General features: G+C 28.0%; 12 protein-coding genes. 5 read left to right on the top strand and 7 right to left on the bottom strand.

Going from position 1 to position 15,654, the window contains the following annotated elements; all coding sequences use genetic code 11:
• Positions 1–65: 65 nt before the first annotated feature.
• The 5 genes from ACSIGC_RS02685 (at position 66) to ACSIGC_RS02705 (ending at position 5,980) form a co-directional block, all read left to right on the top strand.
• Positions 66–1,163 (top strand): exonuclease domain-containing protein, encoded by a 1,098-nt coding sequence (locus ACSIGC_RS02685; RefSeq protein ID WP_442266617.1) that lies wholly within the window; start codon positions 66–68, stop codon positions 1,161–1,163.
• A 22-nt stretch (positions 1,164–1,185) separates the two neighbouring features.
• On the top strand, positions 1,186–2,010 hold the full coding sequence (locus tag ACSIGC_RS02690; protein ID WP_442266618.1) for an ion transporter: 825 nt from the start codon (positions 1,186–1,188) through the stop codon (positions 2,008–2,010).
• Complete coding sequence (gene miaA / locus ACSIGC_RS02695) at positions 2,010–2,912, top strand: tRNA (adenosine(37)-N6)-dimethylallyltransferase MiaA (protein ID WP_442266619.1); 903 nt, start codon at positions 2,010–2,012, stop codon at positions 2,910–2,912. The genes ACSIGC_RS02690 and miaA overlap by 1 nt, the downstream gene beginning before the upstream one ends.
• Positions 2,913–3,044: 132 nt before the next feature.
• The gene (locus ACSIGC_RS02700; RefSeq protein WP_442266620.1) at positions 3,045–4,556 is read left to right on the top strand and encodes a hypothetical protein; all 1,512 of its coding nucleotides are present in this window, start codon (positions 3,045–3,047) and stop codon (positions 4,554–4,556) included.
• Positions 4,557–4,660: 104 nt separating this feature from the next.
• Positions 4,661–5,980, top strand: a complete 1,320-nt coding sequence (locus tag ACSIGC_RS02705; RefSeq protein ID WP_442266621.1) for a glycoside hydrolase family 25 protein — start codon at positions 4,661–4,663, stop codon at positions 5,978–5,980.
• Positions 5,981–6,264: 284 nt separating this feature from the next.
• Here ACSIGC_RS02705 and ACSIGC_RS02710 read toward each other — a convergent pair whose 3' ends face one another.
• The 7 genes from ACSIGC_RS02710 to ACSIGC_RS02740 form a co-directional block, all read right to left on the bottom strand.
• Positions 6,265–7,029: a LytR/AlgR family response regulator transcription factor gene (locus ACSIGC_RS02710; RefSeq protein ID WP_442266622.1), complete on the bottom strand. Its 765-nt coding sequence runs from the start codon at positions 7,027–7,029 to the stop codon at positions 6,265–6,267.
• Entirely contained in the window at positions 7,022–7,996 is a 975-nt protein-coding gene (locus tag ACSIGC_RS02715) for a sensor histidine kinase (protein ID WP_442266623.1), read from the bottom strand. The genes ACSIGC_RS02710 and ACSIGC_RS02715 overlap by 8 nt, the downstream gene beginning before the upstream one ends.
• Before the next feature lie 144 nt (positions 7,997–8,140).
• Positions 8,141–8,881, bottom strand: coding sequence for a hypothetical protein (locus tag ACSIGC_RS02720; protein WP_442266624.1), 741 nt, complete (start codon positions 8,879–8,881; stop codon positions 8,141–8,143).
• 130 nt (positions 8,882–9,011) lie between these two features.
• Positions 9,012–9,890 (bottom strand): N-acetylglucosamine kinase, encoded by an 879-nt coding sequence (locus ACSIGC_RS02725; protein WP_442266625.1) that lies wholly within the window; start codon positions 9,888–9,890, stop codon positions 9,012–9,014.
• Between the two features lie 34 nt (positions 9,891–9,924).
• Positions 9,925–11,970: a family 20 glycosylhydrolase gene (locus tag ACSIGC_RS02730; protein WP_442266626.1), complete on the bottom strand. Its 2,046-nt coding sequence runs from the start codon at positions 11,968–11,970 to the stop codon at positions 9,925–9,927.
• 4 nt (positions 11,971–11,974) lie between these two features.
• Positions 11,975–13,909 carry a glucosamine-6-phosphate deaminase gene (nagB, locus tag ACSIGC_RS02735; RefSeq protein ID WP_442266627.1) on the bottom strand — a complete coding sequence of 645 codons (1,935 nt, stop codon included), beginning with the start codon at positions 13,907–13,909 and terminating at the stop codon, positions 11,975–11,977.
• Positions 13,910–14,063: 154 nt separating this feature from the next.
• The gene (locus tag ACSIGC_RS02740) at positions 14,064–15,653 is read right to left on the bottom strand and encodes a RagB/SusD family nutrient uptake outer membrane protein (protein ID WP_442266628.1); all 1,590 of its coding nucleotides are present in this window, start codon (positions 15,651–15,653) and stop codon (positions 14,064–14,066) included.
• Position 15,654 lies beyond the last annotated feature (1 nt).

Below are 15,654 nucleotides of genomic sequence, written 5' to 3' on the forward strand. Positions count from 1 at the left end.
TTTTCTTATATTTGCTCAATATAATTCCTTAATTATACTAAACTTTTAACGGGAGAGATGTTTGCATGTATGTAATTTTAGATATTGAAACCACTGGTGGAAAATTTAACGAAGAAGGAATAACCGAAATAGCGGTATACAAGTTCGATGGTCATTCAATAGTTGATCAATTCATAACTTTAGTAAATCCAGAAAAGGAAATACAAGAATTTGTTGTTAGCTTAACAGGAATCAACAATAAAATGCTCCGTAACGCTCCAAAATTCCACGAAATAGCCAAAAGAATAGTAGAGATAACTGATAATTGTATCATAGTTGCACATAATGCAGCCTTTGATTACAGAATGTTAAAAACTGAATTTAATCGATTAGGTTATGATTACTTCAGAAATACGCTATGTACTGTATCTTTAAGTAAAAAATTAATTCCTGAACAGCCATCGTATAGTTTAGGAAAGTTATGTAGAAATCTTGGAATTCCTGTTACAGACAGACACAGAGCTAATGGAGATGCTTTAGCAACAGTAAAATTATTTCAACTTCTTTTAGAAAAAGATAAAGAGAAAAAAATACTTCAGCATACAATTAAATATATTGACAATAGAAATCATAAACTAAAAATTAAAAGCATACTTGATGATTTACCTGAAGAAGAAGGTATTTACTATGTACATAATGAAGAAGGTAATGTAATTTTTACTGGTCGAGGAAAAAATATTCGTTTTGAAGCCAATAAGCTATTTTTGAAACAATCTAAACGTGCTTTAAAAATAAAAGAAAAAGTTGAATCCATAACTTATGAGAATACTGGCAATGAACTATTTACCAGGTTGAAATATTATTTACAATTAGATACATTAAGACCTAAATATAATATAATTCGTAAAAGAAAAATCACTGAAAAAAATTTTGGGCATAATCATTTTATTATCATATCTAAAGGAAGAATACCCGAAGAAAATGCAGTTATTTTAATTGAAAATAATGAAGTTATTGGCTATGCTTATACAAACTTATCTTATCAAACAAATAAGATTCAAGTTCTTAAAAATATTTTAACTCCAATTAAAAACAAAGCACTAGCAAAAACAATTATCAAAAATTATTTAACTACAAATAATGCTGATAAAATTGTGCGATACGAACTAGAAAATAATTTGTAATATTGCTCAAATAATAACTACTTTGAGTACTCAAAAAACAAAAAAAAACTGGAAACAAAAACTTCATGAAATTATTTATGAAGCAGATACACCTGGAGGAAAACTTTTTGATGTAATTCTCTTAATAGCTATCCTTTTTAGTATAGCTATAGTTATGTTAGAAAGTGTTAATACAATAAATGAAAAGTATAATAACTTATTAAATATAGCTGAATGGATTATTACAATTCTTTTCACTATAGAATATATATTAAGAATAATTTCTATTAAAAAACCTTCTAAGTACATTTTTAGTTTTTATGGTATTATTGATCTTTTATCTACTATTCCTAAATATCTTTCTGTAATTTTTATAGGAACTAATACTCTTGTTGCTTTAAGAGCATTACGATTATTACGCGTGTTTAGAATTTTAAAATTAGCTAGGTTTATAGGAGAATCTAACCATCTGGCCCAAGCAATAAAAGCCAGTTTAGCAAGAATTTCTGTTTTTTTATTCTTTGTACTTATTATTTGTATCATTTTAGGTTCATTAATGTATTTAATTGAAGGAGCAGAAAATGGATTCACTAGTATACCAAGGAGTGTTTATTGGGCCATAGTAACACTTACTACGGTAGGTTATGGGGATATTGCTCCAGGAACTCCTTTAGGACAATTTATTGCGAGCGCAATTATGATTTTAGGTTATGCCATAATTGCTATTCCTACAGGAATTGTTTCTTCAGAAATAGTCAAGAAAACGGAATTAGATTTAAATACACAATCTTGCCCTCATTGCGCCACAGAAGGTCATGATGATGATGCTATTTACTGTTATCATTGTGGAAATAAGCTACACGAATAATGAATACATTAATCACTATCGTAGGACCAACAGCAATTGGTAAAACTGCACTAAGTATAAAATTAGCAAAACACTTTAATTGTGATATTTTATCATGTGATTCTAGACAGTTTTATAAAGAAATGGCTATAGGAACCGCTGTTCCTGAACCTTTTGAATTAGAAGCTGCTCAACATCACTTTATTCAAAATAGAAGTGTTTTTGAAGATTACAATGTTGGTAGTTTTGAAAAAGATGCCATTAAAAAACTTAATCAATTGTTCACTGAAAATCCAACTCAAATTATGGTTGGAGGAAGTGGATTATATGTTGATGCTGTTTTAAAAGGTTTAGACTATTTTCCTGATGTAGATTCAAAAATCAGAAAAAATTTATCTAAAGAACTTGAAGAAAGCGGTATTGGAACTTTACAAGAAAAGTTAAAAGAATTGGATTATAAATCTTTTGAAAAAATAGCAATTGATAATCCGCATAGACTTATTCGTGCCTTAGAAATATGTATTGGAGCCGATAAACCTTACTCCTATTTCATCAATAAAGAAAAAGAACCTAGAAATTTTAAATCTATTAAAGTTGGATTAATTGCTGATCGTGAAATTATTTACGAACGAATAAATCAAAGAGTAGATATTATGATAGAAAATGGTTTGTTAGAAGAAGCTAAAGCTTTATATCCACACAAACATTTAAACGCATTACAAACTGTTGGATATCGTGAGCTTTTTGAATACTTTGATGGAAACTGGGATTTAGATTTTGCAATTTCTGAAATAAAAAAGAATACAAGACGATTTGCTAAAAGGCAATTAACTTGGTTTAGAAGAGATACAGAAACTATTTGGTTTGATTTTAAAGATGATCAGCAAAAAATCATTAATATCATCAATGAAAATATGGTTTAATTCACTTAACTACGCTGATGATTTTAAATACGACACTTGTTCCTTAAATAAAGTCCTTTAAGTTATTTCAACCTATATTTTCATGAATTGAGAAGTAATTTTATAGTATATCTAAACTTAAAATTACAAGTTATGCCATCAACCATTCCTTACGATCCTTCTCTTGTTTTAGGAAACATCGTATCAAAAGAAAAACTAGAAAATATAGTTCAAATTTCTAAACTTCAAGCACCAGCAGATGCAGCTGAAAGTGAACTAAATTCATTTATTGCTTTAAAAAGAAGTGTTGATATGACCATACAAGAAACTATGGGTATGGGAATCAATACAGACGAATTAATTAAAGAATCTGAACAAATAGGGAAACAAGTTCAACAAGCTGCAATAGCTTATGGTTTAGCTAAAATAAAATCAGAAAAGGCAATTCAACCTTTAAAAGCTAAAATGAATGCAGTTAATGAATCTGTAGAAAGTCCAATTGATTATAATAAAAGTCAGTTAAAACAAATGCCAATTTCTAGTGATTCTTTACAGATGAATAGTCAATATTTTTCTTACGATCAAAATTCTCAGACTTCAGCAAGTCACGCTGCTACAGTTGCTTCTTTTGTTGAAGAATCACTAAGTATTTTCGGTGAAGGACAATCATCACAAGCTAGTGCAACTGCTCAAGAACAAGTAAATAGTCAATTTTCAAGACATAGTATTGCTGGTACTTTAGTAATTACAATTACATGTACTCACAAAAACGCTCAAGTTTTTGCGCCTTATGTATTAGATGTAGATAAAGCTGTTAGATCTTGGAATGCTATGAATCCAAGTAATATGATAAAAACAAATGATGTTGCTTCAATTGCTGAAATAGAAGCAAAATCTGACACAAAAAATGATCCTTCTTTTTCAATACTTTCAGGTGCTACTTATGGTTCTTCTTTTGTAGGAATGGTTCATATTTTAAATACTACACAATCTCAATCAAGTCAAAGAATGGAATCTATTGCTGCTTCTATGCAAGAAACATTTGATATTGGAGGTTGGTTTGCTTCTGGTACAGGTTCTTTTGGTGTTAGTTCTACATTTTCTGATAGTGCAAAAAACTTATTAAGTACACAAAATGTAACTTCACATGCGACTTTAATTACTATGGGAATTATTCCATCTATAAAGTCAAATCAAGTAAAAATGGCAGTGCAAAGTTTTTCTGATTTTGATCCTGCTAAAACAATGGAAGAATTAGCTACATTACAAGGTGCTACAGCAAGTGCTAATAATACAATCGCAGAAGGTGCAGCTGCTGCCAGAACTGGACAACAAATGATTACTTTAAAAAATGCGACAATTAAAGCTACTTTAAGTGGTGTTGCAGAGATTGATGATGGACAAAATAAAGTGATTGATACAAATTCTATGATGACAGCAATGGAAGATTATGTAGATAAGTGTATTGCTGGAGGTGAAAATTTAGGAGTTCCAATTAATTATTATTTAAAGCCAATAACACAATCGGAGATTGCAAGAGCCTGGTTAGCTAAATATTATCCTAATAGATATAATGAAGCTGGAAGCGCTGATGACACTGACTCTTCTAAAAAAGCATCTACTAAAAACAATGCTTCTGGAAATGACGGAAACTCAGATTCTTAGTTAAACACTACACTATTAATACAATAAACAGTATTCAAGATATAATTTCTTGAATACTGTTTTAAAATCAAAAAAATAACCAAACAAATTACAACTACTCTTCTATGAAAAGTTTTAATGACTTTGAAGTACAACTATTACACGAAATCAGTTCTTTTCGTAGAGATGGTATTGTTAATTTGAAAGAATTACTTGAGAAAATATTCTTTTCTAAAGAAAAAGGGAAAGCCTTAATTGTTCAATTAAGAGAACAATATGCTATTTATTTCCTAACTAATAAAATTTATAACAACCCAGTTAATCAAAAAAAAGCAATAGTTGAATTTAGTCAGTTATTAGCTTTGTTAGAATTTCTTAATTCTAATGGAATTATTTCAATTTTTAGAAAACAGCATTTTGTTAAAAATCCAATGTTTGTTTTAAGTAATGATTTTGGTGACATTAAAATAGAAAGCAAAAAAATTATCTTAAATGACAATGGTGATTATACAGATAAACCTGAAGAAATAAAAAATGCTAAAGATGAAATTATTTATAAAGGAATTCAATTTAACGATAGTCACTTTGTCATTAAAAATGTAATGGGTAATGTTGTTATCTCAGATAAGATTCTAGATATCATAAATGATATTAATCCAAAAAAAGAGAAAAAACCTTTTTATAAAAAAAGAATCTTTGAAGTTGTTTGTGGACTTCTACTCCTGTTTATATCATTTGTATGGTTACATACAGATTTAAATAAATCGAATAAAAAAATCCAAAATTCTATTCAAAAAATTCACCAAAAAATAAATCAAACTCCAGTTTTAATTACCAATAAAAAAACTAAAACTCATCATGTAAAAAGGAAATTTGGAATAGATATTTCTAAATGGAATGGTAATATCTTAGAAGACAAACTTCCTGATAGCATTTATTTTGTAATCTCTAAAGCAACCGAAGGTTTAACTTATATTGATCCGAAATTTCATATAAACTGGATAGAATCGAAAAATAAAAAATTTAAAAGAGGAGCTTATCATTATTATGTAATACAAGATAATCCTAAAAAGCAAGCCATTCACTTTTGGAAACAAATACAAGACATTAATCGTAAAGACTTTCCTCCTGTTGTAGATATTGAAACTTCTAACAAAAATGCAAACTTAAAGAATATAGAATCTGAATTATTTATCTTTTTGAACACTATTGAAAGTTTATCAGGTCGAACACCAATGATTTATTGTAGTTATTTCTTTGCTAACAGATACTTAACAGATAAAAGGTTTGCTAAATATCCATTATGGGTTGCTGATTACATTAGTACTAAATCTCCTATTATTCCGAAAGTTTGGAAAAAAACTGGTTGGACGATTTGGCAAAAATCACCTACATATAAAATTAATACTAAGGCTACAGACTTAGATATTTACCTAGAAAAATAATTTTCTACTTTCACACTTATTATTTCGTCGATTTCACTCAATGTAAACTGCACTTTACTCAATATTAGTTGTAGAAAACATACAATGATCATAAATTTGAATAGAAAAAGAAAAAACTTAATATTTGAAAAAGAAGTTTTAAAAAAATGAAATGAAAATTAAAATTGCTAGAAAAAGGAAAAATTGCTAAAAGAAAATAAAGCAAAAAATTAAGAAAATGAAAATTCTGTTTCTTTAAAAACTTATAAACCCTGTCAAAAAGCTATGATTTGATAGGGTTTATTTTATATACCTAACCAAGAATTAAATGCAGCTGTATTACTCTGACTCGTTTTCAAAATATTGTTTTTCAAATGAATAGATACTGTGTTTTTGGTATATCTACTTATTTTTTTGATATAAGACCTATTAATTATTTCACTTCTATTAATTTTAAAAAAATCAGTTGGATTTAAAATTTCTTCTAATTCTTTTAAAGTTCCTTGATTTAATAAATGTTTTTTATTTAAAGAGTCGAACGCAAACACTACTCCATAATCTGATTGTAAAAACATTATATCTTCTACTTTTAAAAAATATATATCGTTTTTCGATCTTACTGAAATACAATCTTTATAATTTGTTTTTACTATTTCTTTTGTCTGATAATACGCATCTAACTTTTTAAAAATATCGTTGTCATCTTTCTTTTTTATTAACGAAGTATATTTATTCCATGCCTTTTCAAAACGCGAAAATGAATACGGTTTTAATAAATATTCTATACCACTAGTTTCAAAAGCATTCATCCAAAACTGATTGTAAGCTGTTGTAAAAATAATAGGAGAATTAATATTTATTTGATTATAAAAATCGAAAACGTTTCCATCTCTTAATTCGATATCTGAGAAAATTAAATCAATATCCGGAGAAGTTTCAAAAAAAGATTTTACTTCATCTACAGTATCTATCTCTTTTATAACCTTAATTTGATCTGATAATTTATTTAAGTATCTTATTAATTTTTTTCTAGCTGGAACCTCATCTTCAATAATTACTACTTTAATCATGTGTATTCATTTTAACAAGTGGTAATATTACTGTAAAATTGTTTTCTGTATCTATGAAATCTATAGATCTATTTGTTAATAGTTGAAATTGTTTGTTTAAATTTTTTAAAGCAACTCCATTTGTTTTTTTATTATACTTTAATTTAGCTTTATTATTACTTATTTTAATTCCTTTCTCTAAATTTATTTGAATAATTACTGGATGTTCGATGGTTCCTAAATTGTGCATAATAGCATTCTCTATTAATACTTGAAGACAAAATGGTGGAACCATAATTTCAGAGTTTCTAATTTCTTCAGATATATTTAATCTATAGCATTTTTCGTATTTTTTATCCATTAACTCAAAATAATTTTGAGTAAAAACTAGTTCCTTATCAATATGAATAAGTTCGTTTTCTGAGCTAAATAACGCATAACGATATAATTCAGAAAAACTACTTAAAAATTCAGATGCTTTTTCCTTATCTTCTTCTATTAATTGATCTAAAACATTAAGGTTATTAAAAAGAAAATGTGGATTTAATTGATTTTTTAATTGTTGTATTTTGCTTTTAGAGCTAGCAATTTCATATTCACTTAATCGTTTTCTATAATCTCTATTTTCTTTTGAATATAAATAAGCTAAAGAAATGCCTCCAAAGATGATAAAATCTATAACTTGATTAAAAAGCTTATATGTTATCATAAATGAATTACCATAATTTCTAGGAATTGTGTTAAACATATACGATATGAAAAGACCTAAAATATTATTTATCAAAATATAAATAATAAAACTAACAACAAAAAACTTCAAATATCTCCACATAGAAGAAACTTGATTTATTTTATCATTATAAAACTTTCTTTTAATAAAACTAGTTAATAAAAAAATTAGAATAGCCTGAATAAAAACCCAAATTGGAGCATCTAAATGAAAAACAAAATCTCGCCATGAATCTGCAATTCCGATACTATTTTTCAAAATAAACACCCAACAAAACAAGAATAAAAAGTGAAGAAATAATTTATTTTCTCTATAAAACTTTAATGCTTTCATGCTTGGTAAATATAAAGCATTTGCAAACAAAAAAAGATTCTCTATTTGCAAATGCTTTCGTTTATATTTTTATTTAGGCCACGAACTTATTATATCTCCTTTCTCGTTATAAGCTTCTAGTTTAACATTATTATTTTCATCTATAACAAATTTAGCTCTTGGTCTTCCTTTATCATCATATAAAAACAATCCATTTTGTCTTCCAGGTGTTTGTCCTAAAGCAACTCTTCTTACCGAACCAAACATTCCTTTTTCCCAATATTCATTATACTTTTTTCTTCGTTCTTTAGGATCTTTAATTGCTTTTAATTCTTCTCCTATTTTATTTATATTTTCATGAGTTTCGTTATTACCTCGATCATTAAAAACTAATGATCCAGATTTGTAACGCTTATCCCCTACTTTATTGTCTGTAGTCATTAATTGCATTACCTGATCTCCATCATATTGATCATAAGTTAATGATAAACCTGATCTATGACCATTTTTAGTTTTTTTTCCATCATAAATAAATCCACCACATTCTTTTCCATCTTCGGTATAAAATAACATACCAGCTCTTTTCTTACGTTTATGATAAATTTTACCATTAATTTCATCTCCTTCACTAGGAAAATGATTAGCATTGGTAATTACCATTTTTACAGTACCATCAGCTTCTACAATATTAATTCGTTCTACATTTATGGTACCAAATTTTTTAACATTATTATATTCTTTAAAAGCAAAAGAAGCAAACGTTATAATACCTAAAGCAGTTGTAATTGCAAATGTTCTTAAAAATGTAAGTTCTTTATTTAAATTTCTCATTGTTATAATTTTAATAATATTGATACACCAAAACTAAGTGTATCATAAAGCTTGAGAAATTACTATTTGATGAATACAGGAAAAATTTAAAAAAACTACTGAAATATTAGATAGAATGAAAAATAATAACCTAAATAAAAATTTCAGGTTGACTAAGAGTTTTGTTTTGCTGAAGTTTTTCTATTAATTTTTCTATGGGTCTACGAATAAAACTAGCTGCTTGAAGTCCTTTATTTTCTAATTGATCTGAAATAATATCTTGTATGTGATAAGCAATAGAACCGATAAAATGAATTGGAATTGTTTTTAATTCTTCACGATAATGTTCTATTTGGTTTTCAATAAATGCATTTACTCCGTCTTGAAGAATTCTAATAATATAAGGGTGCTCTTTATTCTCAATTAAAAACCTTGCAAAATTTGCTAGATACTTATTAGGGTATTTTGAATTATAAATTTTGTTTATAACTTTTTGTGGTTTTAAGTTAAAGTTTTGTTCAAAAGAAAGTCTTAATTCATTTGGTAATTTCTGATAGTAATAACTTTTTAAAATTTCTTTTCCAAAAAAATTTCCGCTAGCTTCATCCATTACTATGTATCCTAAAGATGGAATTTTTGTATGAATTTTATTGCCATCATAATAACAACAATTAGAACCTGTACCTAAAATACATATTATAGCTGGTTCGTTTTTTGTTGCCCAAGCGGCTGCCATTAAATCTTCTTTTACTATTATAGATTTTGTATTAGTAAAACAAGAGTTAAGTACTTTCTTTATTTTTTTTTGATTTTTGTTAGTACCACATCCAGCTCCAAAAAAATAAATCTTCTCTATTTCTTTATTTCTAGAGAAAAGAATGTCGTTTTCATTAATTAATTTACTGATTCTTTGAGCACTTAAAATACTAGGATTTAAACCCTTTGTTCTAGATCTTATTGATTCATTCGTTTCTGGATTATAAAATATCCAATCACACTTAGAAGAACCACTATCAGCAATTAAAATCATATTATATTTATTTAATTTAAAGAAAGGTATGTTGTTAAGAAGATAACTTATTGTATATATGATTTGCTAATTGTTTTAATTCTTTAATTATAACAATTTCAACATCAGCAAAAGGTATTTCTAGCTTATCAATCGATATGATTAATTCTTCTAATTCTTTTTTAGAAAATGTTTGTTTCTGTATAACCTTTTCTAACTTTTGTGATACATTATAAAGAACTGAATAATGTGATTGTAATTCTTGTAAAATTGAAGACTTATTTAATTTTTCAAATTCAATATACCCTTTTTGCCATTTTCTTAAAAAGTATAATATATCTTCATAGTTGTTTTTACTCTTTTTATACAAATTCAAAACTTTTTTAAATTCATATGCATCTTCAGCATCAGAATTACAAGCATCTGCAAATAAAGAAAAAGGTGAAAAAGATTTATATTCAGTACCACCTTTATTCCTTTCATACATTTTTAATGGTTCTGCTATTTTAGATAATATTTTTAAAGAATTTATTTCTTGATTGTTCGAAATATTTCTTAAAATAACATCTATATTTTTAAGATGAGTAGTTCCTATTCTTTCAAGCTCATAACTAATTACCTTCAATCGTTTACGCATGTTTTCAATATCATTAACGTTTTTTAATGACCAAAACCTTTCTGCTATAGCAGCGGTTCTAGGCCATATACGACTATCAATAGTTAAAGGAGTTACTAGCTCTCCCCACATTGTTACTTCTCCTCCTAATATTCTATTTTCCTCTTCTTCATTTAAATTAAAGTTTCCGATAGGATCACATAAATAATAATGATCTACCGAGAACATTCTATCAATATAATAATCATTAGATAAAATTGCTTTAAAACCTTTTTTTACAGCAGGAAACAAAGTTCCATTTTTAAAACCTTCATTTTTTCCTCTCCATGAATGTATAATAGCTGATCTAGGCATATTTGGAGTCATTATTTCATCCCATCCTACTAGTTTTTTTCCATATTTATTAAGTATTTTTTCAACTTTTATAGTAAAATACGTTTGTAAATCATGATTATCTTTAAATTTATTTTTTCTTTTAAACTCATCTATTTTCACATTTTCATCCCAGTGCTTACCTTCATTTTCATCTCCACCAATATGAAAATATTCATCTGGAAATAATGAAGAAACTTCATTAAATAATTTATCTATAAAAGTATAAACTTCAGGATTAATAGGATTTAAAGTAGGATCGAAAACTCCTGCATAACGTTGTAATTTGTACTCGTAATTATCCTTGCTCCCAAGTTTTGGATAAGCAGTTAAAATTGCAGTAGCATGGCCAGGAATATCGATTTCAGGTATTACACGAATACCTAACATGTTAGCATAACTAACAATTTCTTTAATTTGTTCATGTGAATAATATTGTCCATCTGATGCTAATTGGTGTAGTTTAGGATACACTTTAGATTCAATCCTGAAACCTTGATCATCAGACAAATGCCAGTGAAAAACATTCATCTTCATAAAAGCCATAGCATCTAAATTTCTTTTAATCACATTAACAGGTTGAAAATGACGAGAGACATCAATCATTAGACCTCGCCATTTAAAACGGGGATTATCTTTAATCATTAACCCTTCAAAAAAATAATTACTACTATCATTTTGTACTAATTGTAGTAGTGTTGATAACCCCCTAATCACTCCAACATCTGTTGAAGCTATTAATTCAACCCCGTTATTTTTTATACTTAAAATATATGATTCATCTACATTAATAGATAAACTTACTTCATTTTTATATTTAATATTTAAGGTAGCTTTACCTTTATCATAAGAAGGAAATCCCTTCTCTATAAAAACTCCAGTTTTATTTGTCAGGTTTCTCAAAAAACTTATTGCATTATTGTGAACTCTATGACTTTTTTTATTAATATTTATGGTAAAATTACTATCAATAAATAATTTACTACCCGTAGCTTTAATTTCTTTTGGCCATGGCATTAAACTTAATTTATCTTTTAATTCTTCTTGTGAACTACATGATATTGAAAATAAAAGAATACTTAAAGAAAGTATTAATATAGATGTTGATTTCATTTGGTTAAAAATAATAACGTTTAAATGCTTCTATGGCTGCATAATCTGCCATACCTAATTGATGATATTTTTTTGCTGTTAACCTGTTCCTATCTTCAGCTCTAACCCAAAATTCACGAGTATCATCACCTCTAAACATTACTTTATCTTTTTGAGATTGATGGAAAAATATGGCATTACGTTTCTTTATTACTTGATCTGGACTCATAGGTACAGCCATATCTATTTCATAAGAATCCCATTCAAACCATGCTCCTCTGTATAGCCAAACCCAACAATCATTCATATACTCTTTAGATTTTAAAATATCTATAGCATCAAAAAGCGCATCTAAACATACTTTATGTGTACCATGAGGATCTGCCAAATCTCCAGCTGCATAAATTTGATGAGGTTTAATTTCTTCAATTAAATCACACATCTTATCTATATCTTCTTTTGAAAGATTATTTTTCTTTACTGTTCCAGTTTCGTAAAAAGGTAAATTTAAAAAATGAACATTAGCATCAGGTACATTTAAATATCTAGTAGCAGCCAAGGATTCTGTTCTTCTTATTGTTCCTTTTAAAGCTCTGACCGCTATAGAGTCGATACTATTTGCTTTCTTATTCTCTATATCCTTAAGAATTTCTTCAATTTTTTTGGTATTTGAAGTTAAAGTTATAGCTGTTTCTGCAAATTTTCTAGCATCTTCATCAGTAACAGCAATATTACCTGATGTTTGATAAGCAATATGAACTTCATGACCTTGCTCTACCAATCTATCAAATGTTCCTCCCATAGAAATCACATCATCATCTGGGTGAGGACTGAATATAATAACTCTTTTTTTAGATGGAGTAGCTCGTTCTGGTCTGTTCGTATCATCTGCATTTGGTTTTCCTCCAGGCCAACCTGTAATTGTATGTTGTAACTTATTAAATATTTTAATATTAAGATCATACGCACTACCTTCTTCAGCTAATAATCCAGACATTCCATATTCATTATAATCTTTATCGGTAAGTTTTAGTATTGGTTTACCTACTTTTTCACTTAACCAAAAAACGGCTTTCTTTTTAAGCTCATCTGTCCATATACACGAAGTAACTAACCAAGGAGTTTTAATTCTTATTAATTCTGAACAAGATTCTTTATCTAAGATAAAAGTAGTATTTAAATGTTCTTGTAAATACGTTGCAGGTATTTGAGAAGTTATATTTCCTTCAATAGTTTTTTGAACTACTTTTGCCTTATTTAATCCCCAAGCTAATAAAATTATTCGTTTCGCATTTTTTATGGTATTTATTCCCATAGTTATTGCTTTCTTAGGAACATTATCTATTCCTAAAAAACTAGACGCAGCATCTTCTCTTGTTATATGATCTAAAGTAATTGCTCTAGTACCTGAATTATAATGCGAACCTGGTTCATTAAAACCAATATGTCCTGTTCTTCCAATACCTAACAGTTGAAAATCTAATCCACCTACTTCTTTAATTTTCAATTCATAATCTATACAATATTGATAAATTTCTTCAGGTGAAATTGTACCATCAGGGATATTAATATTTTCAGGTAATATATCTACATGATTAAACAAATGTTCGTGCATAAAATGATAATAACTTTGTAAATTATCACGTTGCATTGGTAAATACTCATCAAGATTAAATGTAATTACATTTGAAAAGCTTAGATTTTCTTCTTTATGAAGGCGAACCAATTCTTCATAAACTTTAACTGGAGAAGAACCTGTCGCTAATCCTAACACGCACATATTACCTTCTTCTGCTTTTTGTTTAATTAATTGAGCTATTTCAGCAGCAACAACTTTAGAAGCTTCTATTGAATCATTAAAAATAATATTATGGATTTTCTCAAAACGAGTTTCTTCAAATTGCCCTGCAGGCTTATATATCAAACTTTGTGTACTATCCATTTTTACATCTACAATCATTATTTTTTTATTTTTGAATAAAGTTATTTTAAGTAAAGTGCATTAGTTAATTTTTTCGACAAATAGCACATTATAACTCATAAAAAACAAGTAAGAACAAGAAACTCTTGCCCTTACTTGTACTACAAAAGTTTAATGGAAAATTTATTAATTATTAAAAATTACTACTTTCAGTATCCCACCATAATCTAGTTCCTCCGTTATCAGGTCCTTTTAAGAAAGTCTCAGCTTCTTGAACATTATTTAGGTTAGAAGTTCTTTCTGTGTTAACAAAATTTATTCTTCTAATTTGTATATTAGTATCTATAGTACCACCACTGTTATTTAAAACCACTGGAAAAACTCTTGGATAACCTGTTCTTCTAAATTCACTCCAAGCTTCTTGACCGTCTGGGAATAACGCAATCCATTTTTGAGTAATAATTTGCTCTAACTTTTCTTCATTAGTACCAGCATCATTAAAAGCTATCTTTACATCACTACCATAAGCTATATTATTTGCAGAATTTATAGCATCAACAAAATCATTAGGTGTACTTGTATTATCAGCTAAATATGTATCAACATCAGCAACTCCATGCTGTGTGAAAGATGCCCTAACTCCAGCTTCATAATTTGATTTTGCATCACCTGCTCCAGACCAACCTCTTAAAGCCGCTTCTGCTTTTAGGAAATAAGTTTCAGCTGTAGTCATCCAAACTTTACTCTCTCTTTCAATAACCTCTCCTATTAACGAATGACTAGCATATTGAGACTTTGCTGTAATATCTATTCCTTTTCTTATACCTTTATAATCACCTAAGCTTGCGTCAGCTGGTGCTCTAAAATATTTCTCTATTCTACCATCATTAAAACCTCTTAAAATTACTTCCATTTCAGCTCCCATACAAATGTCATTCCACGTACCGCTTATGGTTGCTATGGGATGCATAAAACCTGGAGTATTTATTACCATATCACTTGTTAAGAATCCAGCATCATTTGCTAATGCTTTTTCCCCTTCAGTTTTCGCTAAAACTGGATCTACTTTTGCTACACGAACAGCTAATCTTAATCGTAAACTATTTGCAAAAGCTCTCCATTGAGCAATATTTCCAGCGAAATTAGATTCATCGAATGGAACAAATTGAGTACTACTCTCAAATTCTTTTAGCCCAGTAATTGCTTCATCTAAATCAGCGAAAAAAGCTTTGTATGCTGTTTCTTGGCTATCGTATTCTCCTGTAGTATCAAAATCGTTAAACTTACTAAATCGAATTGGTCCAAATACATCAGAAACTCTATGCATTGCCATAACTCTCATAATATTTGCTAAGTAAACAAACTTCTCTCCACCTGGGGCATTAGAAATTCCTACCTGATTTTTAATTTCTCTCACAAAAGGCATTACTCCATTACCACCACTTCCGTCATAAGCATCTATCCAAATGAAAGCATTCCAACCATCAACTAATGAATAAGTTTGGTTATTGATATTTCCTGCAAAAGGTGTTGGAGTGGTCATATAACCTGAATAAATATCACCATTTAAACCATGTTGAAGTTGATAATTCCAAGCTGGTTGAGTTTTAATTATGTTTGCAAAAATTGGAGTAAACCTTGAACCTATGTGATTATTAAGTTGTGTTAAACTCTCCTGTGAAATACCATTTGGGTTGGTATTAATTTTTTCAAAATCTTCTGTACATGCATTAAAAATCAATAAGATTATAAATACCTGTATATATTTTATTTTATTTTTCATA

It is taken from the genome of Tenacibaculum aquaeponti (assembly GCF_052084715.1).
Taxonomy (GTDB): Bacteria; Bacteroidota; Bacteroidia; order Flavobacteriales; family Flavobacteriaceae; genus Polaribacter.

Excerpts from the sequence above, each read along its gene's own strand:
- ACSIGC_RS02685 (WP_442266617.1), top strand. The coding sequence starts at position 66 with ATGTATGTAATTTTAGATATTGAAACCACTGGTGGAAAATTTAACGAA.
- miaA (WP_442266619.1), top strand. The coding sequence starts at position 2,010 with ATGAATACATTAATCACTATCGTAGGACCAACAGCAATTGGTAAAACT.
- ACSIGC_RS02700 (WP_442266620.1), top strand. The coding sequence starts at position 3,045 with ATGCCATCAACCATTCCTTACGATCCTTCTCTTGTTTTAGGAAACATC.
- ACSIGC_RS02705 (WP_442266621.1), top strand. The coding sequence starts at position 4,661 with ATGAAAAGTTTTAATGACTTTGAAGTACAACTATTACACGAAATCAGT.
- ACSIGC_RS02710 (WP_442266622.1), bottom strand. The coding sequence starts at position 7,029 with ATGATTAAAGTAGTAATTATTGAAGATGAGGTTCCAGCTAGAAAAAAA.
- ACSIGC_RS02720 (WP_442266624.1), bottom strand. The coding sequence starts at position 8,881 with ATGAGAAATTTAAATAAAGAACTTACATTTTTAAGAACATTTGCAATT.
- ACSIGC_RS02725 (WP_442266625.1), bottom strand. The coding sequence starts at position 9,890 with ATGATTTTAATTGCTGATAGTGGTTCTTCTAAGTGTGATTGGATATTT.
- ACSIGC_RS02730 (WP_442266626.1), bottom strand. The coding sequence starts at position 11,970 with ATGAAATCAACATCTATATTAATACTTTCTTTAAGTATTCTTTTATTT.
- nagB (WP_442266627.1), bottom strand. The coding sequence starts at position 13,909 with ATGATTGTAGATGTAAAAATGGATAGTACACAAAGTTTGATATATAAG.
- ACSIGC_RS02740 (WP_442266628.1), bottom strand. The coding sequence starts at position 15,653 with ATGAAAAATAAAATAAAATATATACAGGTATTTATAATCTTATTGATT.